Source organism: Cellulophaga baltica (assembly GCF_018861125.1).
Taxonomy (GTDB): Bacteria; Bacteroidota; Bacteroidia; order Flavobacteriales; family Flavobacteriaceae; genus Cellulophaga; species Cellulophaga baltica_A.
Map to the genome: position 1 here is coordinate 58,681 of NZ_JAHKQN010000018.1, position 23,329 is coordinate 82,009.

Genomic DNA, 23,329 nt, shown 5'->3' on the forward strand with positions numbered 1-23,329 from the left:
TTTATTAAAAATATTTTGTCATAATTCCAATTACACCAGTATAAGATACTACGCATGAGAAAAATAATGCCGCATACAAACCAATGTTTATCCAAATACTGGTTTTGTAATCTTTCATTACTTTCTTACTATTCACTAATAGAATAATACCCAATACTACCAATGGAAGAATAAAGACATTAAATACTTGTGACAATATTTGAATTTCTATAGGGTTTGCACCAAATGCGGGACCAATTAAAGCCACTAAACAAGCTACAGCAGTTATTATTTTAAACTGACGTGAACTCGTGTCTAATTGCCCCGATTGGTAATCTGCAACTAAGAGTGGTGCTATTAATAAACAGGGGAATATTGAAGATAAACCAGCGCTTAAAGCTCCAAAAAAGAATATAGTTACCGCCCATTTTCCTGCTACTGGCTCTAAAGTATTTGCCATATCTAACACATTTGCAACTTCTTTACCTTCATAAAATAAAGCGCCAGCAGCTACTGCCATTATAGTAGCACTTATTACAAAAATTAAAATAGCAGCTGTTATAGAATCTTTCTTTTGATCTTTTAAATTTTTAACAGTCCAACCTTTTCCTTTTACAAATAATGGTCTTGATAAAAATGTTGCCGCTGCCATAGTAGTACCAACAAAAGCAGCTACTAACATTTTACCGTCAGGAACATTAGGTATTGAAGGCATTAGACCTTTAACTACATCAACAGGTAGTGGTTGCACCATGCATAATGACAATACAAATGACAAACCCATTAATGTTACAAAAATGACTAGTATTTTTTCAAAGAAAGTATATTTACCTACCAACATTAGTAAGTAAAATGAAACTATTATAACGATAGCAATTACTAAAACAACTTCATATTTAATATCATTAAACCCTTTAAAATTAACTGCTAAAATTTCATAAATAATGTTGGAAGAAATTCCTAAAATTCCCATTAATGAATTCCATTGACCAAACGTAATTCCTATAATGATTAAGATTGCTAATGTTTTACCGTATTTAAAATGTTTTTTGAAGCCGAAAAGTGCAGTTTCTCCTGTTAATAAAGCATAATTGCCATAGACAAACATTAAAATACCAGAGAATAAGCAACTTAACAACAAGACCCATAGTAATACCATATTAAATTTACTACCTGCTACTATCATTGAAGTTACACTGCCTGTACCAATGGTGTAACCTATGGCAAAAATACCGGGGCCAAAACTTAAAACTAAAGCAATTATTTTTTTAAAAATGGATTTTTTCTCTTTAGTTTCTGACATGTTTTGGTTATTTAAATAGTTGGTTGAGTTAAGGGTATTTTAATCATTATTTGGATCGGTTCCTTCTCCGACCGTAGCTTCTTTAAACCAAACCTCAGCATAGCAACCATTTGCATATTGCTTAGCTATATCACCTCCATAAGTTTCAGAACCTGTACTCCATACTATATTCTTATCTGGAGATTTTCCGTTGGTTTGATTGTATGCGCCTTGTTTAAAATATTGTATTTCACCTGCATAAGCATTTTCTCGTTCCACACCATCACGACCAATTACTGCATATAATGACCATATTTGTTCAGGAATTTCTTCTTTAGTAGAAAAATCAGATTTTAATAAGTTTTTTGTAAATTTTACTGTCTTATGATTATCACTAGTAAAAGTCAAATACATAATACCTTTATAAACATTAATCTCATAACTAAATTCTTCACCCAAAGCAATACCATCTTGTGGTTCTTCAGGGTATGTATCAGGAGTTTCTCCTACAACAGACATATTATCACCCCAAATAGCAGTTGAATAATCCCATCTTCCAGAATTATCACCCTCTGTATTTATTTCATAATTCCAAAATACAGAGCCTTTAGTATGGCCTGGGAATTTTTTGTAAAATATTTTTATAGGTTCATTTTCATGACCTTCATCACTATGTATTTGACCAACTACTACAGAATATGAAGCCGCTACTCTTGCATCGCCAGAAGTAGAAACATGTTTTACTTTTAATGTTCCTGTTAACTTACCCCCTGTTTCAGGAATCCAATGTTTTTTTTGTCCTAATTCCGTTCTTGTATTGCTTGATGTTTTTGACGTAATTCCTGAATTAGGTGTTTTGTAAACCACCCAATCTATATCATTTTCTTTCTCAACGTAGAAAAAATCATCTTTTGCATAGTCAACTAACTCTTCAGTATGAGTACCGTCACCTAAAAGTATTTTCCATTCTTTCATAAATGGAATAACGTCACTTGGGTATGTATTTACCTTTTTAGTTATTTTCTCAGTTTCGTTTTTGGTTTTTTTTGCTGTATTTGAACAACTATTCATTAAGAATAAAACACCAATTAATAAAAATGATTGAAAGTATCGCTTAATATCTAAAATATTCATTTACTTAATTTTTTATTCTTTTTTTACTAAAAATAAGTTTTTTACAATATCAAAAAGATAATTTCGCAACTTATTTAATTATTCACTATTAAATATTTGGTACACCAATTTGGTGTACCAAATATAATTATATTTAAATAGTATCAAAAAATTAAAAGGATTTTTCTTTTTAATTATTAACTAAAAATGCAATTGAAGGCCAATAAAGCTCGGAAAGCCTCATAAATTGAGGCAAAATAATTTACACTTGAAAAGAGAGGAAACCGGTATAAAAACAAAAAACCTTCTGATTTCTCAGAAGGTTTTGTCGGGGTGGCAGGATTCGAACCTGCGACCTCCGCGTCCCAAACGCGGCGCGATAACCGGGCTACGCTACACCCCGAAAAAAAGATAAGGCTAAAAGACCTTTATTTTTCGGACTGCAAATATATAATAATTATTTCTATATCAAAGTTATTCAACAAAAAAAGGTGTCAATAATATTGACACCTTTTTTTAATAGCACATTTAATTTTATCTGTATAAGGTAAAGTGACCTACATACTGTTGCTTATCTTCGTCATTTGCATTAACTACATACCAATAATCTCCACTAGGTAAATCGTTACCTTCATAAGTCCCATCCCACGAAGTAATTTGATTTAATACAGCTACTACTCTACCATACCTATCATAAATCTTCACTTCAATATAAGGGAAGTACTCTCTATTGTTAGGCTCCCATGTATCGTTATTATTATCTCCGTCTGGTGTAAAGAAATTTGGAAACTCAGGAACAGTATCAAAATCAAATGGAATGGTTACTGTAACAAAACATCCTTTTTCATCTTCTACCTGAACCATTATATCCGTATCCATAAATACTTCAAAAGTATTTACACTACCAGTGGATATTCCTTGGAATGAATAATCATAATTACCATAACCGCCTTCTGCTACTGCAGTTATTTCATTTGCAGCTGTTTTTGTAACTGTTAATGATAACGGGTCATATTCTTCTATCGTAAAATCTACTTGCGTCATACAACCATTACTATGGTATATATACACAATATGATCTCCTGCTGGCAAATCACCAAATGTGCTTTGTGATGTTGCAAGGGTGATGTCATCAACATCAAGACTGTACATTAAGTCTGAAACTACTGAACTATCAGCCATTTCAACATTTACAGTACTATTAGGGAATATACCTTCACAACCATATTCTGGAATTGCTTCTGCAGTTAAATCGACACCAAGCTCAATTTCAAAAAACGTTTCATCAACACAACCATTTTGATCACGAACATATAAATGATACCATTCACCCCCTTGAAGGTTCGTAAACAGTAAATCATCATTACGCGTGAACCCTTCAGTGATGTCACTTGGGTCTATTTCAGGGAAACCTTCTCCTTCAATTTTTGTTTCATAATATGAAATACCTAATACATCTTCAAAAGGAGTTCCGCCTGTTATTGCAAATTGCACTTCTCCATCAAAAGCATCTAAACAAATTTCTGGTTGCGTAACAACTGTTGATATACTTAATACTTCTGGTTCTGTTATTGGATCTACCATTACAAACTCACCACAACCTTGCTCATCCTGAATTAGAATTTCATAATCTGAACCTGCATCTAAATTTTCAAAAGTGTAAATATTAGGATTATCACTATCTATAAAAAATTCATTAAAGTTAGGATTGATTGAAAATTGAACTAAACCTTCACCTCCACTTAAAACTTCAATTGTAATTGTACCATTTTCTTCACCATTACAACTGATATTCGTAGTTGTTATGTTGTAGACTATAGGTTCTGGTCTTTCAATCACTAGAGGCCCCTCAACATCATAACAAGTTGTACCACTAGTTACAGTTATGTAATACTCACCTTCATCAAGTCCTTCAAAAGTTCCATCTGATTGTGGCCCCATTACTACCGTTGCCGCAGGGTCTGGACTAAAAGCCGTGTACGCTGCAGATGGTGTAGGATTACCTAAATACAAAGTATACATCTCAGCACCAACTCCTCCTGATGAGAAAGATTCTATACGACCATCAGTTTCTGATGCACATGAAATATCATCTGGTAAATTAGCTACTAAATCTATATCTTGAGCATCAACCAAAGTAATACCTTCAGAAGATAAACTCTTACATACGCCTGAATCACCAACTTTTCGAACATCATATTGATAAAAACCAATTGTTGCATCAATAAGTACCGATGTTCCTACCATTTGAATAAAAGGATCAGTATCAGCAGCACTTGTTAATCTATACTCATAGCTAAATCCTGCTTCTGGATTTTCAACACTCAACTGAATTTGACCATCACCACCACAACCTGGAGCAGTTACCTGCACTAATTTAGGGTCAATTGGTGTTGGAGGCTCTACATAGTAAGGCTCTGTAACAGTTACACAGTTGTAACTTGATGACACCTCAATTGCATACCAACCTGCGCTAATAAAACCACTAGTCATTCCATCAAAAGTTGGACTATCTTGTAATCCGCTTGTTGAGGCAATATCAGTATTATCATTACTATTTAAGTATAGTAATTGATATTTATAACCTGCACCTGGCACACCGCCACTAGCACCTGCTACACCTGTATCACTATCTCCACTTGCAGGATCGAAAGATTCTAATATTGCATCATTACCATCAGGACAAACTAATTCTTGCGTTTCTCTAATTTCAGCTACGATTGGATCAATAGGGTTTAAAGTTATTGCAGATGAACTTGAACATTCTTCAACATCTTTAATTTCTACGATATAATCACCACTTGATAAATCTGTAAATTCATTTGCGCTACCATAAGCAACAAGCTCAACATATGTTTCTGAACCTATAGCTATAGTACCTGTTGCATCTTGCATTAATAATCTATACTCATATGGTGAAGAATCCCAACCACCAACTCCAGTAGCCACAATTTTACCTGTATCATCAGTACAACTTACATTATCTATTTCAACTGTTGAAACCGATAACACACCATTTGGAGTTCTAATATTAGTTACATTACTAATATCAGTACACTTAGGATTATCTATAGCTCTAACCGTTACAAAGTAATTACCTCCTTCTAGACCTGAAATTCTCGCCTCATCACCTAATACATCAGGATAATTAGCTGTATTAAAAATACCCGTTGCTAATGATGTTGTTTGAGAAGTATCTGTACTTTCATATACATTGTACTCATATTCGCCATCATAATCCGAAACTTCAATAAATAATTCTCCATTATTATCACCAAAACATTGTATTGGTGTTGCTTCACTAATAGTTGCTATTGGTGAAATTGGATCAACAACATCATGCCTTGGTAATGGATATAAACACCCAGTTACATTATCTTGAACTACAAATAAATATTCACCAGAAACTGGTAAATTAATATCAACATAATCATTTGAACCTGAATTTGTAACATCAGCTACTGCTGTTGCGGAAGTTGTTTGAACAGTAAAGTCACTTGTACCAACTACTGTAATCCTAACCACCTCATCATCTTCACAATTTAAAACTGATTGTACTGCTATTGCACCTTGCACCTCAGATGGTGGTGCTATTACAACATCAAATTCATCTCTACAGCCATTACCATCTATTGCGTATACTGTAATATTTTGTGTTGTACCATCATCAATAATTTCAAAAGTATTTGACGTTTGGTAGTTCTCATAACCTGTAATACTGTATTGATACCCGGAACCTACTGTACCTTCTTGCACTACTCCTGATACTGTTGCTAAATCAACAGTAATTGTTGCTGAACTAAATCTGTTTGCTCCTACTTCACAAGCAAAATCAGTATTTGTAGCTTCAATAAGGAAAGGCACTGGCTCAATGATTTCAAAAACACTTGACGTAACACTACATCCTCTATCTGTAACCACTTCTACTTGATAATCTGCCTCAGACAAATTATCGAATGTACCCGTACTATTTGTTGTAGTTGATGAGTCATCTAAATTCGTTAATATATATTCTATTGGATTATCAACATCTGAGCCCGCTTGCAAAACAATAGTTATACTACCATTATCAGCACCGTTACAAGTAATATCTTCTTTAATTTCTTCTTCAATTATTGGTGGAGTAGCATCTTCAAGTGACACATTTACTGTGTACTGGCAATTAACAACACCATCAGTCACTTCATTATCTGTAATTAAAATTTCATAATCGCCTGGAGTTTGATCATCAAAAACTCCTGTAGTGTTACTACCTAAAGAAGCACTTGAATCATCAAATAACTCGAAACTAAAATTACCACTACCTCCATTTGGTGATACTGTAATTACACCATCATCATTATTACAACTTGGCATTGTACTAAACTCTGCTGTACCCGTCAAATATTCATAAACTGTACCAATACCAGATCCAAAACAACCGTTTGCATCAATAACTTCAACCGTATAATCACCAGGTGTGCTTACTGTATAAGATACTTCCCATAGGTTTGTTGTAGTATTAAAAACACCTGTTTTACTCTCTCCATTTAATGTAAATGTTGGCGAATTTACCCAGTCTGGCAACGAGGCTGTTATATCAAAAGCTGAAGCTGTAGCATCACATTGGTTATCAACAACAATTGTTGGTTCTGGCAATTCTGGTTGTAATAAAATTACGCTTTCAGTTACGTTAAAAGTACAACCTCTACCATCTATAACATAAATATCATAAGCAGTACCAGATAAACTACCATCTAAAACAGCTGTCGTTGCTGATGAAAAATCATCACTAGTATCAGAAGGAGTCAAAGTTCCATCTTTATCTGGTGTTGTTCCTGCTGGAACAAATGCATACTGATAAGGACCTCCATCACCACCACTACCACGAACAGTTAACTGACCTTGAGCATTACAGTTGGCTGGTATATTAGATATTATATCAATACTTGGAATATTTAAAATCACATCAATAATCGTAGCATCAGTACAAGTATCACTATCGGTTACTCTAACCGTATAACGATCTGGAACAATTTCGAAAAAACCATCATAATCTGTACCTACTGTAGCTGTATCCGCAGTGTCCGTCTGTAAAATTGCACCTGTGATTGGGTCAATTAAATCAATTGTTATATCTCCTGAAAAATCAGAAACTGTAAAATCAGTTCTTCCATTCCCAGAGTCATCACAGAAAGCTACAGGTGATGTTGCCGTAATATTTAATGGAGAATCAGCGTCTTGTGGCGGAATTTCTATATAATAAATACATCCACCTGCTCCAACATCAGTAACCTCTACTGTATATGTAACTCCATATTCTAAATTATCAAATGTATGTTGTCTCGGAGGAATATTTGGTACAACTGGTGAACTTGTATCTGTTGTCAATCGGATTAGAAAATCTTCTGCAGCATCTCCGCCAATTATAGTAACAGTATTTGAAAAACCAGATGCATTACAAGCTGGCGTTACTGGATCTGGCACCACTGTTAAAGTAGTTTGCCCAATTGTTACCGTATCTTCATCGGTACAACCAGAAGCATCAACAGTTCTAACAGTGTATGTACCTGGGACTAAACTTGAATCTGTAATTGTCTCTGAAGTACTGGATGTAGGACCTACAGTTATTATTTCATTACCATAAGCATCAGAAATCACATAAGTAAAATCTGGAGTACCATCAGCAACACTATTTATAATTATACTTCCTGAAACTTCTTCACCTGCAACGCTACAACTAGCTTCTAAAGCAGAAACATTTGCATCAGGTGCACCGTTAGGGTTATCTGTTATTGTAACAGATTTACCTACAGTTAAACACCCTCTAGAATCACGAACAGTATAATTATATGTTACTCCTGATGTTAGACCAGTATAAACAGTTTGCGATGTAAAACCTGCTCCATCAAAATCTATTTCAAACGGAGGAACTCCACTAGATGCTGTTGGTGTAATTACTACACCACCACTATCAGGATCACCACAACTCGCCGTAATTACTTCATCTGTAGCTTCAATATTATCAGGGTCTTCCACAATTAATTCTTCTGAATATGCTTCACAACCTTCATTATCAGTTACTCTAAAAACATAGGTGCCACCTGCAACAACTTCATAAGTAAATGAGTCTGAAGGTACTGTTGTTAGCGAACTATATGCTCCACCATCAACACTCACTTGATATTCTTTAGGTGTTGTTAAACTAAGGTAACCACCAGAAAGTTCTACTAAAATTTCACCAGGACTACCCCCACAAGGTATTTCTGTTTCTATTGAAGTTGACACTCTTAATTGAGGGTTAATTGTCACTGAAATTTCATCTGTACAACCATTTACATCACTAACTTGAAAAGTATGTGTACCTGGTGATAAGTTTGAAAAAGAACCACTAGACTGATAAGTACCACCATTAATTCTATATTCATAGCCAGAACTTGAATCACCGCCAGTAGCATCTACCGTTACTGATGCTCCAGCAACTGGCTCGTAACATAAGTTTGATGACGATATTGAAATTGTTGGCGATGATAATGCTGTTAATTGAAACTCAAAAGTTTCAGTACAGCCTTCAGAATCTTCAACTGTTAATATATAAGGTGAACCTGGTGTAGATTCATCTGTTAAATTTGAGAAAGTAACATTTGACTGTGGACCATCAACAGAACCATCAGGATATGTTAACGAATAACTATAACTACCCCAACCTCCTGAGGCACTTGCTATTACACGACCTGTATTATTATTATCACAACTCATAGCTGTAACTGTAGGTGATAATGTAATCAATGATGCTTCTTCAATAGTAATTTCAGCCGTATCTGTACAACCGGTATCAGTATCAGTTACTGTTATAATATATGTACCTGCACCTCTTGAAGTTAAGTCTATTTCACTATCCGTTTGAACAGCACTTACTGCTTCTGAATTTATTTGGTAGGTATAAGAAGTAGCAAAACCGTCAATTATAAATGTACCGCTTCCGTCAGTTTCTCCATTACAAACTCTTTTATCGCCACCAGATTTTTCTCTAGCACGAATTGAACTAATTACAACTGGAGTAAATCCTTCTGTATAAATACAACCATTAGCATCTGTAATTTGAAAAATGTATGATGTAGTTGTGCTTAAACCCGTAAAATTGTTATTTGTTCCGTTATCTATTGTAGTCGGACTAATTATACTATAATTTGCAATTGTACTATTAGCGGTAGCTGTTAACTCCACATCAGTAGTACCTAAAGCACAATTAATATTCGATTGTGTAAAATCTAAATTTGTTGGCGGATCAGCTTCTTCTATTTCAATAGCTGTTAACTCTAATCGACAACCACTATCATCAATAATTACTGGTGTATAAGTACCTGATGATAAATTAGAAAACAACAATGTGCTCTGAAAGTTTACACCATCAATACTATACTCATAACTCGTGCCCGAACCTCCTGATGCCGGACTAAATTCTATACTACCTTCTACTGTTCCACCTGAACCATCACAAGTCTCGTCTGCGATTTTAGTAGCTGAACCACTTATTGTTGCATCACTCGTAACGGTTACAGATGGTAATACAATTGTACAAGAAAAACCTCCTTGCTCGTATTGCACTTCCAACTCATCGTAAGTACCATCTGTTACTGAAATTTGAGTTGTTGACACCCAACTATCTGTTGATGAAACTCTGTATGATAAATTATATCCATTTGCATTATTAACTGTGAAATTAATTTTAGCACCACCATTAGTACACGTACCATCTATTCCGGACGCTGTTACGTCTGGCGGACTTAATTCTTGAACTGTTGCTGACGCTGTAATTGTACATCCATTAGCATCGGTAATTAAAAAGCTATAATCACCAGGTGATGTAACAGTGTATGTAGATTCATCTGTATAAGAAGAGCTTACTGTTGAACCTCCATTTACAGTATATGTAAAAGGTGCAGCACCACCTGAAGTATTTACTTTAACATCTACACTTGTAATATCAGCACATCCAAAACTGCTATTTACCTCTGTAGAAGCTGATAAAGCAACTAAACCTTCACCAATTACGATTGTATCTCCGTTAACATCAACACTTTCTACATCTGAACATTGTTGCGTATCAACCTGAATACTATAAGTACCAAAACCTACTGCAGCAAAATCATAAGTATCACTTGCTATGAATGATGAAAACTCTTGAGCAGCCCCATCGCTATCAAGAAGCGTATACTTATAAGGACCAGGAACATTATTTACTTGAACACTAATACTTCCGTTTTCTCCGTAGCAATTAGCATCTACAAAGGTTACATCTACATCAATATCTTTAGTTTCAATTTCAATTGGCTCGTATGGATACTCACAAGTATTGTCTGTGTTTTTTAAACGAGCTTTAACTGTGTAAGTTCCTGGTAATAAATCTTCGAAAATCGCGCCTTGCCAAGCACCAAAGCCAGTACCATCATCAATTGCATACTCATAAGAACTAGATAAGTTTGTAATTTGAATTCTACCCAACTCACCACATATATAGTCTGTTTTTACATATGTCTGACTTATACTACTCTTTTTAACTTTAATATAATAGTAAGATCCGCCATCAACTCTAACTCTATATTCCGCTCCTACACCCGAAGTGATTGAACTCGCATCAAGCGTTAGTGATGAACCACTACCTGCATCAACCCAAGAACTTCCACATGTATATGTAGGACACTCCAAATCTATATCAAAATCAGAACATGAACTCTCATCAAGCCTCTGCCACTCATAAGTACTATATACATTATCTAAAGCTATAATACGATCATCAAAACTACCACATAAATTAAATCGAGCTAAGGTTGCACCATCATTTGAACATGTTTCAGTTTCATCTGCATTTGCTACAATTGTAGTAAAAAACATAGGAGACGCCGCTGCTGTCTTCATTAAAGGTTCGAAAGTTGTTGTTATTGTTTTCGTAGAAACATCAACATCATTACTTTTTGAAAAAGTAGATATTTCTTTAATTGAATTAAATAACTCAGTTGTTGAATTACCAATAAAGTTATAAGCTTTAGTATTGGCAATTACCGAGGTAATTATTAAAAAGAATACAACTAGTACATATTTGTACCAAGATTGCCAAGCTTTTGTATTTGACATAGTTTTGTAGGTTATTAAAGAATATTCAAGACTTGGGATCAATAATATTCTTCAGTGCTGTTATTACTATATAAAATCTAAAAAATTGTACTTACAAGATTCGATTTATTATTTGTAATAGTATTTTAACGGGAAAATTATATAATTAGTATATAGAATAAGAGCTCAAACAGCTGTAAAACCAATGAAAATTATTAAAATTTAAAAAAATGAACCGTCGTTACAAGTTTACCACTTAACTACATTAAATTACCATTCGTCGATACCACGTAAGTTTTTATAGACATTAAAGCAATTTACATTACAAAAATGATTGAGAAAATGAAAGAAGATTTTAAAAAAAAGAAAAAGAAAAGCAATTGAGAAAAATATATATTTAACACTTTTTTATTAAAAAAAAGCGTAATTTAAATACAAAAGCGATATGACGTTATTTGATCAAACCGCTTTTAAAACACAGTAATTGAACTAATTACTTATTGTAAAATTCCACTGCTTTTTTCACAGAGCCATACTTAATTAACAATGCTTCTGCATCATCATATTGGATACCTAACTCTTCAATAATATATCTGGTACCTCTATCAACCAATTTACCATTACTTAGTTGCATATTCACCATCTTATTTCCTTTAACCCTACCAATTTTTATCATTAGCGCTGTAGAAATCATATTCAAAACTAATTTTTGAGAAGTACCACTTTTCATTCGTGTACTTCCTGTAACAAATTCAGGGCCAACATTTATTTCAATAGGAATATTTGCTACTTCTGCCAATTTTGAACCAGGGTTATTTGTAATTCCTGCTGTTAAAACACCATTCTGATTAGCTGCATTTATACCACCAATAACATATGGTGTAGAACCTGAAGCCGCAATACCTACAACAACATCATTGGCAGTAATATTGTGTTCTTTTAAGTCCAACCAAGCTTGCTCTGTATTATCTTCTGCATTTTCAACTGCTTTTCTAATTGCGGTATCACCTCCAGCAATAATACCAACAACACGTTCATGTGGCATACCAAAAGTTGGAGGAATTTCCGAAGCATCTAAAACACCTAACCTACCACTTGTTCCTGCACCAATATAAAATAACTTACCTCCTTTTTCAAAACGTTCTGCAAGTGCATCTACTAATTTAGTAATACTTGGTATCACTAAAGCAACAGCATTAGCAATTTTTTGATCCTCATTATTAATGCTTAACAGCAAATCTGCTGTATTCATTTGCTCCAAATTATCATAGTTTGAAGGCGTTTCAGTAATTTTTAATGTTTTCATTTTTTTTATAAAATACGTATGTCGTGATTTCTAAATAAATTAAGTAAATTATTCTCAGGTTGCAACTCAGTAATCATCGTATTAATAGCATTAATATCACAAGTTTTATAACGGTGTTGTGAGTTTAATTTTTCTGAAATACATAAAAGCACTGTTTTCTTTGAAGCTTTAATAACTGCTTTTTTTACCTGAACAATATCATAATCAAATTCTGTTAATCCATATAACGAATCAACGTAGCCTGTTCCAATAAAACTATAATCTACTTTTATTTCAGATAAATTATGAATAACATTTGCTCCTATTGCTATTTGAGATTCTTTTGCAATTTCACCTCCAATAAAAATTACTCTAACATTTGGTTTTTCTTGTAATTTTAAAGCAACCGTTAAACTAATTGTAAAACAAGTAATCTTCAAATTTTCAGGCAATAACCGCACAAACTCATTACACGTGGTTCCACCATCAATAAAAATAACTTTGCCATCACTTAATAAGGTTAAAGCTTTTTCAGCTATTAATATTTTATCTGCTAATGCATAAATATTATTATTGGGTGTCGCATTATTTGTAAAACCCATTGAAACTGCACCACCATGAACTTTTCGTAACTTACTATTGGCATCTAATTCTTTTACATCACGCCGAACGGTATCAATTGATACTTCTAAAAGTTCTGCAACATCCGTTAATAAAACCCTATTATGCAGCTCTACTTCATTTAAAATAGCTTGTTGTCTTTCTTCTTTAAGCATAAAAAACTAAAAAATAATTTAAACAAAGATAGCAAATTAGATATTTGCTTTTTTTTACTGCTTAAAATTACCAAATCATTAAATTAAGATTAATATTGCAATAAATTGCAAAATAAACAGCACAAAACAGCAAATTGTGTTTTTTTATGCTATATTTGCATCGAAGAATTATCTTAAACAGAAAAAAATGGCATTATCATCCACAAAACCAGTTAGCATTATCTCAAATACAGATGAGGCTAAAAAGTTCGAAAAAATAAATACTGAAATTCACGACAATTCAAAAGAAGCATCATTATATGTTGCTAATGAAATTGCCGCTTTAATAAAAGAAAGACAAAAAGAAGGTAAAAACGTTGTTTTAGGTTTAGCTACCGGATCAACACCAACTGACGTTTATGATAACTTAGTAAAATTTCATAAAGAAGATGGTCTGTCATTTAAAAATGTAATCACATTTAATTTAGATGAGTATTACCCTATGAATGCTGAGTCTATTCATAGCTATGTTCGTTTTATGAATGAGCATTTATTTGATCATATCGATATTAAAGAATCAAACGTAAATATTCCTGATGGTTCTTTAGACAAAGAGGATGTTCGTGATTTTTGTGAAGCTTACGAAAAGAAAATTACTGAAGCTGGTGGTATTGATATTCAAGTATTGGGTATTGGTAGAACTGGACATATTGGTTTTAACGAACCTGGTTCATCTTTAAAAAGCCAAACTAGAATGGTTAGACTTGACCGTGTAACTAGATTAGATGCCGCAAGTGATTTCTTTGGTTTAGAAAACGTTCCTAATAAAGCTATCACTATGGGTGTTGGTACTATTATGGATGCTAAACGCATCATTCTAATGGCTTGGGGTGAAGGTAAAGCCGGAATCATCAAAAAATCTGTTGAAGGACCTATCAAAGAATCAATTCCTGCAACGTTTTTACAAAATCACAGTAACTGTGACTATATTGTAGATCAAGCCGCTGCTTCATCATTAACAAGGGTTCAAACTCCATGGTTAGTTAGCGATTGTGATTGGAATGAAAACTTAATAAAAAGAGCTACAATCTGGCTTTCTGAAAAATTAGATAAAGCAATATTAAAGCTTACTAATGAAGATTATAACGAGCACGGTATGGGTAGTTTAGTTGCCGAAATAGGTTCAGCTGAGCATATTAACCTAATCGTATTCAATCAATTACAACGTACTATTACAGGTTGGCCAGGTGGTAAACCAAATGCTGACGATAGTAGTAGACCTGAAAGAAATACACCTCAAAGAAAAACTTCTTTAATATTCAGCCCACACCCTGATGATGATGTAATTTCAATGGGTGGTACATTATTACGTTTAGTTGACCAAGGTCATGATGTTCATGTTGCTTACCAAACATCTGGTAACATTGCGGTATTTGATGATGAAGTTATTCGTTTTATGGATTTCGCTAAAGATATTCAAGTAGACACTGATGGCTTAAATAAACAAATATCAGAAGTAAGAGAGTTTTTAAAGTCTAAAGCTCCTGGCCAAATTGATAGCCCAGAAATACAAAGAATTAAAGGTCTTATCAGAAAAGGAGAAGCACTTGCAGCTTGCCGTTACTGTGGTGTTGAAGAAGCAAATGCACACTTTCAAAACCTTCCTTTTTACGAAACTGGAACAGTTAAGAAAAAACCACATTCTGACGCGGATGTCCAACTTACTTACGATTTATTAAACAAAATACAGCCACACCAAATATTCGCAGCTGGTGATTTATCTGATCCACATGGTACGCACCGTGTATGTTTACAGGTAATTTTTGAAGCAATGGAAAAATTAGTTCAAGATGGAGCTAAGTGGATTGACGATTGCTACTTCTGGTTATACCGTGGTGCATGGCAAGAATGGGATATCGCTGATATGGAAATGACAGTGCCAATCGGACCAAAAGATATGGAACGTAAGAGAAATGGTATTTTCAAGCACCAATCTCAAAAAGATGCTGCAATGTTCCCTGGTAACGATTCAAGAGAGTTCTGGCAACGTGCTGAGCAACGTAACCAAGATACTGCTCGTAGATACAACGCATTAGGTATGGCAGAATATGAAGCTATGGAAGGCTTTGTACGCTACCATTTCAAATAAAGATTTTGATTTGTTGAAACCCCAAGCGAGGTCGTAACTTAATTGTTACGGCCTCGCTATTTTTTTAACAATAACCAATTGTTGTTATTTTATATCTAATTCAAATTCAATTTTCATAAATTTAGCAGAAACTAATTGATAGATGATTCAGAAAGATAAGGGAGCTTGGGCTTGGGTACCTATTTTGTATTTCACACAAGGCTTACCTTATGTATTAGTTGTTACCGTATCGGTAATTATGTACAAAAAGCTTGGTGTTAGTAATGAAGATATTGGTCTTTACACCAGTCTACTTTATTTACCCTGGGTTTTAAAACCAATTTGGAGTCCGTTTGTAGATCTAAAAAGCACGAAACGCAAATGGTTTTTAACAATGCAACTACTTATAACATTTGCTTTATTAGGTGTTGGCTTAACCATACCTACCAACATGTTCTTTACCACTACCCTAGCTTGTTTTTGGATGGCCGCTTTTGCATCTGCTACAAATGACATTGCTTCTGATGGGTATTATATGTTAGGACTTACAGAAAAAAAACAATCTTTTTTCGTTGGTATGCGAAGTACATTTTACCGACTTGCTATGATTACAGGAGAAGGTTTGCTGGTTTTTATTGCCGGTTTTTTTGAAAATAAATATGGTGATAACACTAGAGCATGGAGTTACACAATGATTATTTCCGCTGTTTTAATGTTAGCACTTACTATTTCTAACTTTTTTGTTGCCCCCAAATACGAAACAGCAAAAAACAGCAATGTAAATGAAGAATATAATTTTTTTGAAATATTTAGCTCTTTCTTTAAAAAACCAGGTATAGGGATTGCTTTAGCATTTATACTCACCTACCGATTAGGAGAATCACAATTAGTAAAAATGGTATCTCCTTTTTTATTAGATGAAACAAGTAAAGGAGGTTTAAATTACTCCACACAAGAACTTGGTGTTTTATTTGGTACCGTTGGGGTTATAGCATTAACCATTGGTGGTATTTTAGGAGGGATTGTAATTTCGAAAAGCGGATTAAAAAAATGGATGCTTCCCATGATTTTATCATTAAATATTCCTAATTTATTCTATGCCTTTTTGGCAATAACAAAAACAACAAGCATAACAATTGTTACAGTTACTATTGTCTTAGAGAAATTTGGCTACGGCTTTGGTTTCGCAGCTTTTTTAATGTATTTAATTTATATTGCTGACGGAAAACACAAGACTTCCCATTATGCAATTGCCACTGGTTTTATGGCATTAGGAATGATGTTACCCGGCATGATAAGTGGTTACATTCAAAATTGGTTGGGTTATGATGGTTTTTTTATTTGGGTAGTTATCGCCGCAGTACCATCATTAATTCTTTTTCGTTTTTTAAAATATCCTACTAATTTCGGAAAAAAAGAAAATACTATTAATGAATAAATTACTTTCTTATAGCGAGACAAAATCAACAATTCCAATTCAAGAAAAAATTGGACAATTGTTTATGCCTGCTGCATTTATAAATGATTCTGAAAAAGAAATTTTACAAATAGAAAAACTAATTACAGAACAGCATATTGGAGGCTTGTGTTTTTTTCATAGCAGAGCAAGCGCTGCAACTAATTTTGAAGGTAAAAAAAAGGTTGAATACCATAAAAACAGCTTTAAAACATTAAAAAAATTAATCAATCGTTATCAGCAAATAGCAAAATATCCACTATTAGTTAGCATTGATGCCGAATGGGGACTCGCCATGCGTGTTGAAAATACACCACAGTACCCATATGCAATAACTTTAGGTGCCATTCAAAATAATGACGAATTACTTTTTAAGGTTGGTAAAAAGATTGCAAAAGATTGCAAACTAGCGGGTATACATTGGAATTTAGCTCCTGTGGTAGATATCAATAACAACCCCAACAATCCAGTTATAGGCTACCGATCTTTTGGAGAAGACAAAAATAATGTAATTAGCAAAGCATTAGCATTTATAAAAGGAACTGAAAGTGAAGGAATTTTAACTTGTTTGAAACATTTTCCAGGTCATGGTGATACTGAAATTGATTCTCATTTAGGATTGCCATTAATAACAAAAAGTAAAGAAGAATTACTTGCCAATGAAATTTATCCTTTTCAAAAATTAATTACAGATAATGTTGATAGCATTATGGCTGGCCATTTATCTGTTCCTTCGCTGGCAGATGGTGATAACATTCCGTCTAGCTTATCAAAAAAAATGTTAAAAGATTTATTACGAGACGAATTACATTTTAAAGGCGTAGTTATTTCCGATGCTTTAAATATGCATGCGGTTTCAAAAAACTACGCTACAAAAGGAGAGTTAGAATGGTTAGCTTTTGATGCTGGTAATGATATTCTATGTTTTGCCGAAAACATTACAGAAGGTGCTAAAAAAATTTTAGAAAATGCATCTGAAGCTCAAATTGAAAAAAGTTTTAAACGTATCTGGAAATTAAAAGAAAAAGCATTTAAAGCCACTAACGAATTAACCAATTTTGAAAATTCTGACACCTTAAACACTAAAATTGCAAAAGAAAGCCTTACGCTATATCACGGCAATCTATTTGATTTTAAAGACAATACTTTTATTGGCCTTGAGATCTCACAAAACCAAACCTCAACATTTTTTAACAAGATTGAAACCGCTATTCCTTTTGATAAATTTTCAACAAAAAGCAACTCAATTGATAAATTAAAGAGCAAATTTGAAGACCATGAAAACATTTTAATTGCATTATTTCCTCCGAAGACAAAACCAACAAATCTTTTCGATATTTCTAAAGAAGAAATTAATTTTATAAACGAGCTTATTTTAACAAAGAACGTTGTGCTCTATCTTTTCGGAAATCCGTATGTTTTAAATCATATTAAAGCAGACAAAACAACCGCAACAATAATTGCATATCAAAATTTTAAAGTTTTTCAAGAAAATGCTACCAATCACTTTTTAGAAAAATGCAACGCTCCTGGTAAAATTCCTGTTACGATAAAAGCAATATAATTATGAAAATTTATAAGATCATCGGTTTAATGTCTGGCACTTCTTTAGACGGATTAGACTTAGCCTATTGCCATATTTGGAAAGAAAAAAACACCTGGAAATTTAACATAAAAGCTACAAAAACGGTCTCCTATACTTCTGAAATGGAATCGAAATTAAAAAACTCAATTCTACTTTCTGCTTCCGATTTATTAGAGTTTCATAACAGTTACGGTACTTGGCTAGGGCAACAAACAAAAGATTTTATTAATGAAAAAAAGTTAATTGTAGATTATATTGCAAGTCACGGACACACCACACACCATCAACCCAAAAAAGGCTTTACCTTTCAAATAGGATCCGGACAACATATTGCAAATGAAACCGAAATTGAAGTTATATCAGACTTCAGAACTAATGATGTAGCATTAGACGGCCAGGGTGCACCTTTAGTGCCCATTGGAGATCTTTTATTTTTTAATGATTATGATTTTTGTTTGAACTTGGGCGGTATCAGTAATATATCTTTTGATATAAATGACAAAAGAATTGCTTATGATATTGGCCTGGCTAACATGGCGCTAAATTACATTACTAAAAAAATTAATTTAGCGTATGATAATGGTGGTCAACTAGCAAAAAAAGGAACACTGAATAAGCCAATGCTCAATGCATTGAATGATTTAGAGTTTTACAAACTCCCTTTCCCTAAATCTATCGGGTATGAATGGTTTATTAACAAAGTAGTCCCTATAATAGACAACACCAATGATACTACTGAAAATTTACTCCATACCACCATTCATCATATTACCGACAAAATTGCAGAACAAGTTTTAAAAAACACTTCAAATGAACAAAGTAATTTACTAATTACTGGTGGCGGAGCTTTGAATACTTTTCTAATTAACACCTTACAAGATAAACTTGGCAAAAAAGTAAACATTATAATTCCTTCAAAAAAAATCATAGATTTTAAAGAAGCTTTAATCTTTGCTTTAATGGGGGTTCTACGCATAAAAAAACAAACTAATGTTTTGTGTTCTGTAACTGGAGCAAAAAGAAACTCTTCAAGCGGTGTAATTTACATTTCTAGTTAAAAAATTATAGATTATATAAAATCAAATTGTTATATTAGTTATCTCAACTTAATTTAACAAAAATAATGTCTAGTAAACAAAATGAGGTTTTTACCTATCAAAGAATAAAACTCAGGTATTTATTAACTCTTCTCAATTACAATTCTTTTATACTAAAGACTTGAAAAACTAATTCTAGTCTAGAATTAGTAATAAATCTCCCCTAAAACACCACCAACCGAAATTTAAATTATTATTAACAAACAATTATTTAATTAAACAACAAAGCCATTGAAAAACAAAAAATTAATTATTTAAAATTTTAATACTGATGAGTAATTATCACATAAAACATTTAGAAGAATATTTTCAGGTATATCGTAAATCTATACGTAACCCTGAAGGATTTTGGGAAGAAATTGCAGAAGAGCATTTTGTATGGAGAAAAAAATGGGACAATGTTTTAAGTTGGGATTTTTCTAAACCAGAAGTCAAATGGTTTGAAGGCGCTAAATTAAATATTACAGAGAATTGTATTGATAGACATTTACCAACACGTGGTGAAAAAACAGCAATTATTTTTGAACCTAATAATCCTGAAGACCCGGCTGAACATATAAGCTATTTTCAATTATACGAGCGTGTCTGTAAAATGGCAAACGTTTTAAAAGATAATGGTGTTAAAAAAGGTGATCGTGTATGTGTTTACTTACCAATGATTCCTGAATTAGCTATTACAGTTTTAGCTTGTGCAAGAATTGGAGCAATACATTCTGTCGTATTTGCTGGTTTTTCATCAAACGCACTTTCTGCTAGAATAAATGATTCAGATTGTAAAATAGTAATTACATCTGATGGATCATACAGAGGTTCAAAAACTATTGATTTAAAAGGTATTGTTGATAAAGCTTTAGAAGATTGCCCAGGCGTAAAAACGACATTAGTTGCCAAACGCATCAATTCTGATATTGAGATGAAAAAAGGACGTGACAAATGGTTGCAACCGCTTTTAAATGATGCTTATGGCGATTGTGTTGCTGAAACAATGGATGCTGAAGACCCGTTATTTATTTTATACACTTCTGGCTCAACAGGCAAACCAAAAGGTATGGTGCACACTACTGGTGGCTATATGGTTTACACTGCATATACTTTTAAAAATGTATTTCAATATAGAGAAAAAGATGTATACTGGTGTACTGCCGATATTGGGTGGATAACCGGTCACTCATATATTGTTTACGGTCCGTTAGCAAACGGGGCTACAACTTTAATGTTTGAAGGTGTACCAAGTTACCCCGATTTTGGTCGTTTTTGGGAAGTTATTGAAAAACACAAAGTAAATCAATTCTACACTGCGCCTACAGCTATTAGAGCTTTAGCTAAAGAAAAACTTGACTACATCGAGTCTCATGATTTATCAAGTCTGAAAGTATTAGGCTCCGTTGGCGAACCAATAAATGAAGAAGCTTGGCATTGGTACAATAATAATGTTGGTAAAAAACAAAGCCCGATTGTAGATACATGGTGGCAAACAGAAACTGGTGGTATAATGATTACGCCAATACCTTATGTAACACCAGTAACTCCAACCTATGCAACATTACCTTTTATAGGCATTCAACCTGCATTAATGGATGAAAACGGAAAAGAAATAAAAGGTAATCAAGTTGATGGACGTTTGTGTATAAAATTTCCTTGGCCATCCATGGCACGTACTATCTGGAACAATCACGAACGCTATAGAGACACTTATTTTACCGCTTATAAAAACAATTATTTCACTGGAGATGGCGCATTACGAGACGCTGTTGGTTATTACAGAATAACAGGTCGTGTTGATGATGTCATTATCGTATCTGGTCATAATTTAGGAACTGCACCAATTGAAGATTCTATAAACGAGCACCCAGCAATTGCAGAGTCAGCTATTGTTGGTTTCCCTCATGATGTAAAAGGAAATGCACTTTATGGTTATGTGATTCTTAAAGAAACTGGTGAAACCAGAGATAGAGATAATTTACGAAAAGAAATTAATCAACAGATTACAGAACACATTGGCCCAATTGCCAAACTGGATAAAATTCAGTTTGTAAGTGGTTTACCTAAAACACGAAGCGGAAAAATTATGCGTCGTATTTTACGTAAAATTGCCAGTAATGACACTTCAAATTTAGGAGATACAAGTACATTATTAAATCCTGAAGTAGTTCAAGAAATTATTGATAATGCAATGTAATTATCTGTAAAGCAAATACAAACAAAAGCCCTTCTAAAAATTTTAGAAGGGCTTTCTATTTAAAAAGTATAAAACTTTAATCTAACACAACTTCTGAAGCTGGCTGTCTAAATATTAAAAACAAAGTAAGGCCTAATGCTCCACAAACACATAAACCAAAAAACAATGGCAAAACACTATCAACAACATAATTACCAATAAAAGTAGCTATTGGTATTGAAATTATTGTAGATATAAAACCTGTCATTGCCGCTCCAATTCCTGCAATATGACCAATTGGCTCCATTGCAATAGATCTCATGTTACCAAATATAAATCCGATGCTGAAAAATACTAATGATAAGAATAGCATTAACACTTCAATACTAGGGTTTTCTTTTCCCCAAAATAAAAACACGTATAATAATGAAACACCTGTAAAATTTAGAAGTGCTATAAATGCTAATTTTCGCATTCCGTAACGCAAAACTAATGTTCCGTTTAAAAATGTTGAAACTCCTATTGATATGGCAAGCATTGCAAACAAGTATGGAAACTCTTCTTTTAAACCATATTGTTCTTCAAATATATTCTGTGCAGAACTCAAATAAACCAAAAAAGAACCTGTAACAAAACCAGAAACCATAGTACATGCTAAAGTTTCTTTATGTTTGATTAATTCTTTAAAACCACTTATAAAAACAGCTGATTTGAACGGTACTTTATATTCTGGGTGCAGGGTTTCAGGTTGTCTTTTCCAAAACCAAAAAAATAGTATAATCACAAAAGCAACTTGCCAATAAAATATTGCTCTCCAACCAAAAGCATCTAATATTACTTTACCTATTGCAGGAGCAATTACTGGAACCAAAATAAAGAAGGCAGTAACAAATGACATAATTTTCGCCATATAATTACCTTCAAAAGTATCTCTAATAATTGAAATTGAAATTGTTCTAGATGCTGATAAGCCAACACCCTGTAATATACGACCAAAAATCATCACCTCTAATGAAGGGGCAATAACACAAATAATACTAGCTACAATAAAGACTGCAAAACCTGTATAAACAATCGGTTTTCTTCCGTAACTATCAGACATTGGACCGAAAAACAACTGACCAACCCCTAAGCCTAAAAATATCATAGTAACCAACAATTTATTGTCAGTACTATCATGGCTATGAATAGACAATCCAATATTTGATAAAGCGGGTAATAAAGCATCTATGGTAAGTGCTACTATAGACATTAAAGATGCCATCAATGCAATAAATTCAAAATTAGGCTTTGCTTGTTGTTTTTGCATCAGGCAAAAATAGACATAAGCTTTTTCTTAACACTAATTAACACCTTCATTTCACATAATATTAACCTATCAAACTCTTTCTAAATTGT

The 23,329-nt window shown here is 33.3% G+C and carries 11 protein-coding genes and 1 tRNA gene; 5 read left to right on the forward strand and 7 right to left on the reverse strand.

The annotated features are described in order from the left end of the window. Window positions 1-4: 4 nt before the first annotated feature. The 6 genes from KO500_RS08515 to KO500_RS08540 form a co-directional block, all read right to left on the reverse strand. Window positions 5-1,282, reverse strand: coding sequence for an Nramp family divalent metal transporter (locus KO500_RS08515; protein ID WP_215956112.1), 1,278 nt, complete (start codon window positions 1,280-1,282; stop codon window positions 5-7). Window positions 1,283-1,321: 39 nt separating this feature from the next. Further along, window positions 1,322-2,395, reverse strand: a complete 1,074-nt coding sequence (locus KO500_RS08520; RefSeq protein ID WP_215956113.1) for a polysaccharide lyase family 7 protein — start codon at window positions 2,393-2,395, stop codon at window positions 1,322-1,324. Between the two features lie 307 nt (window positions 2,396-2,702). Then, window positions 2,703-2,777: transfer RNA gene (locus KO500_RS08525), tRNA-Pro, on the reverse strand. Between the two features lie 131 nt (window positions 2,778-2,908). After that, window positions 2,909-11,488 carry a T9SS type B sorting domain-containing protein gene (locus KO500_RS08530; protein WP_215956114.1) on the reverse strand — a complete coding sequence of 2,860 codons (8,580 nt, stop codon included), beginning with the start codon at window positions 11,486-11,488 and terminating at the stop codon, window positions 2,909-2,911. 472 nt (window positions 11,489-11,960) lie between these two features. Continuing rightward, entirely contained in the window at window positions 11,961-12,773 is an 813-nt protein-coding gene (gene murQ / locus KO500_RS08535) for an N-acetylmuramic acid 6-phosphate etherase (RefSeq protein ID WP_215956115.1), read from the reverse strand. 5 nt (window positions 12,774-12,778) lie between these two features. Then, window positions 12,779-13,528, reverse strand: coding sequence for a DeoR/GlpR family DNA-binding transcription regulator (locus tag KO500_RS08540; RefSeq protein WP_215956116.1), 750 nt, complete (start codon window positions 13,526-13,528; stop codon window positions 12,779-12,781). A 187-nt stretch (window positions 13,529-13,715) separates the two neighbouring features. On the opposite strand from KO500_RS08540, the gene nagB reads away from it, so the two are divergent. The 5 genes from nagB to acs all read left to right on the forward strand — a co-directional run bounded on the left by nagB (window position 13,716) and on the right by acs (window position 21,952). After that, window positions 13,716-15,656 (forward strand): glucosamine-6-phosphate deaminase, encoded by a 1,941-nt coding sequence (gene nagB, locus KO500_RS08545; RefSeq protein WP_215956117.1) that lies wholly within the window; start codon window positions 13,716-13,718, stop codon window positions 15,654-15,656. A gap of 142 nt (window positions 15,657-15,798) precedes the next feature. After that, window positions 15,799-17,073: an MFS transporter gene (locus tag KO500_RS08550; protein WP_215956118.1), complete on the forward strand. Its 1,275-nt coding sequence runs from the start codon at window positions 15,799-15,801 to the stop codon at window positions 17,071-17,073. Beyond that, the gene (locus tag KO500_RS08555; protein ID WP_215956119.1) at window positions 17,066-18,655 is read left to right on the forward strand and encodes a glycoside hydrolase family 3 protein; all 1,590 of its coding nucleotides are present in this window, start codon (window positions 17,066-17,068) and stop codon (window positions 18,653-18,655) included. The genes KO500_RS08550 and KO500_RS08555 overlap by 8 nt, the downstream gene beginning before the upstream one ends. Window positions 18,656-18,657: 2 nt before the next feature. Further along, on the forward strand, window positions 18,658-19,734 hold the full coding sequence (locus tag KO500_RS08560) for an anhydro-N-acetylmuramic acid kinase (protein WP_215956120.1): 1,077 nt from the start codon (window positions 18,658-18,660) through the stop codon (window positions 19,732-19,734). Between the two features lie 310 nt (window positions 19,735-20,044). Then, window positions 20,045-21,952 (forward strand): acetate--CoA ligase, encoded by a 1,908-nt coding sequence (gene acs, locus KO500_RS08565; protein WP_215956121.1) that lies wholly within the window; start codon window positions 20,045-20,047, stop codon window positions 21,950-21,952. 76 nt (window positions 21,953-22,028) lie between these two features. On the opposite strand, the gene KO500_RS08570 is transcribed toward acs, so the two are convergent. Continuing rightward, window positions 22,029-23,240, reverse strand: coding sequence for a multidrug effflux MFS transporter (locus tag KO500_RS08570; protein ID WP_215956122.1), 1,212 nt, complete (start codon window positions 23,238-23,240; stop codon window positions 22,029-22,031). Window positions 23,241-23,329: the final 89 nt, after the last annotated feature.

What these genes read in the sequence shown, in the direction of transcription:
- KO500_RS08515 (WP_215956112.1), bottom strand. Translation starts at nt 1,282, where the DNA reads ATGTCAGAAACTAAAGAGAAAAAATCCATTTTTAAAAAAATAATTGCT.
- KO500_RS08520 (WP_215956113.1), bottom strand. Translation starts at nt 2,395, where the DNA reads ATGAATATTTTAGATATTAAGCGATACTTTCAATCATTTTTATTAATT.
- KO500_RS08530 (WP_215956114.1), bottom strand. Translation starts at nt 11,488, where the DNA reads ATGTCAAATACAAAAGCTTGGCAATCTTGGTACAAATATGTACTAGTT.
- murQ (WP_215956115.1), bottom strand. Translation starts at nt 12,773, where the DNA reads ATGAAAACATTAAAAATTACTGAAACGCCTTCAAACTATGATAATTTG.
- KO500_RS08540 (WP_215956116.1), bottom strand. Translation starts at nt 13,528, where the DNA reads ATGCTTAAAGAAGAAAGACAACAAGCTATTTTAAATGAAGTAGAGCTG.
- nagB (WP_215956117.1), top strand. Translation starts at nt 13,716, where the DNA reads ATGGCATTATCATCCACAAAACCAGTTAGCATTATCTCAAATACAGAT.
- KO500_RS08550 (WP_215956118.1), top strand. Translation starts at nt 15,799, where the DNA reads ATGATTCAGAAAGATAAGGGAGCTTGGGCTTGGGTACCTATTTTGTAT.
- KO500_RS08555 (WP_215956119.1), top strand. Translation starts at nt 17,066, where the DNA reads ATGAATAAATTACTTTCTTATAGCGAGACAAAATCAACAATTCCAATT.
- KO500_RS08560 (WP_215956120.1), top strand. Translation starts at nt 18,658, where the DNA reads ATGAAAATTTATAAGATCATCGGTTTAATGTCTGGCACTTCTTTAGAC.
- acs (WP_215956121.1), top strand. Translation starts at nt 20,045, where the DNA reads ATGAGTAATTATCACATAAAACATTTAGAAGAATATTTTCAGGTATAT.
- KO500_RS08570 (WP_215956122.1), bottom strand. Translation starts at nt 23,240, where the DNA reads ATGCAAAAACAACAAGCAAAGCCTAATTTTGAATTTATTGCATTGATG.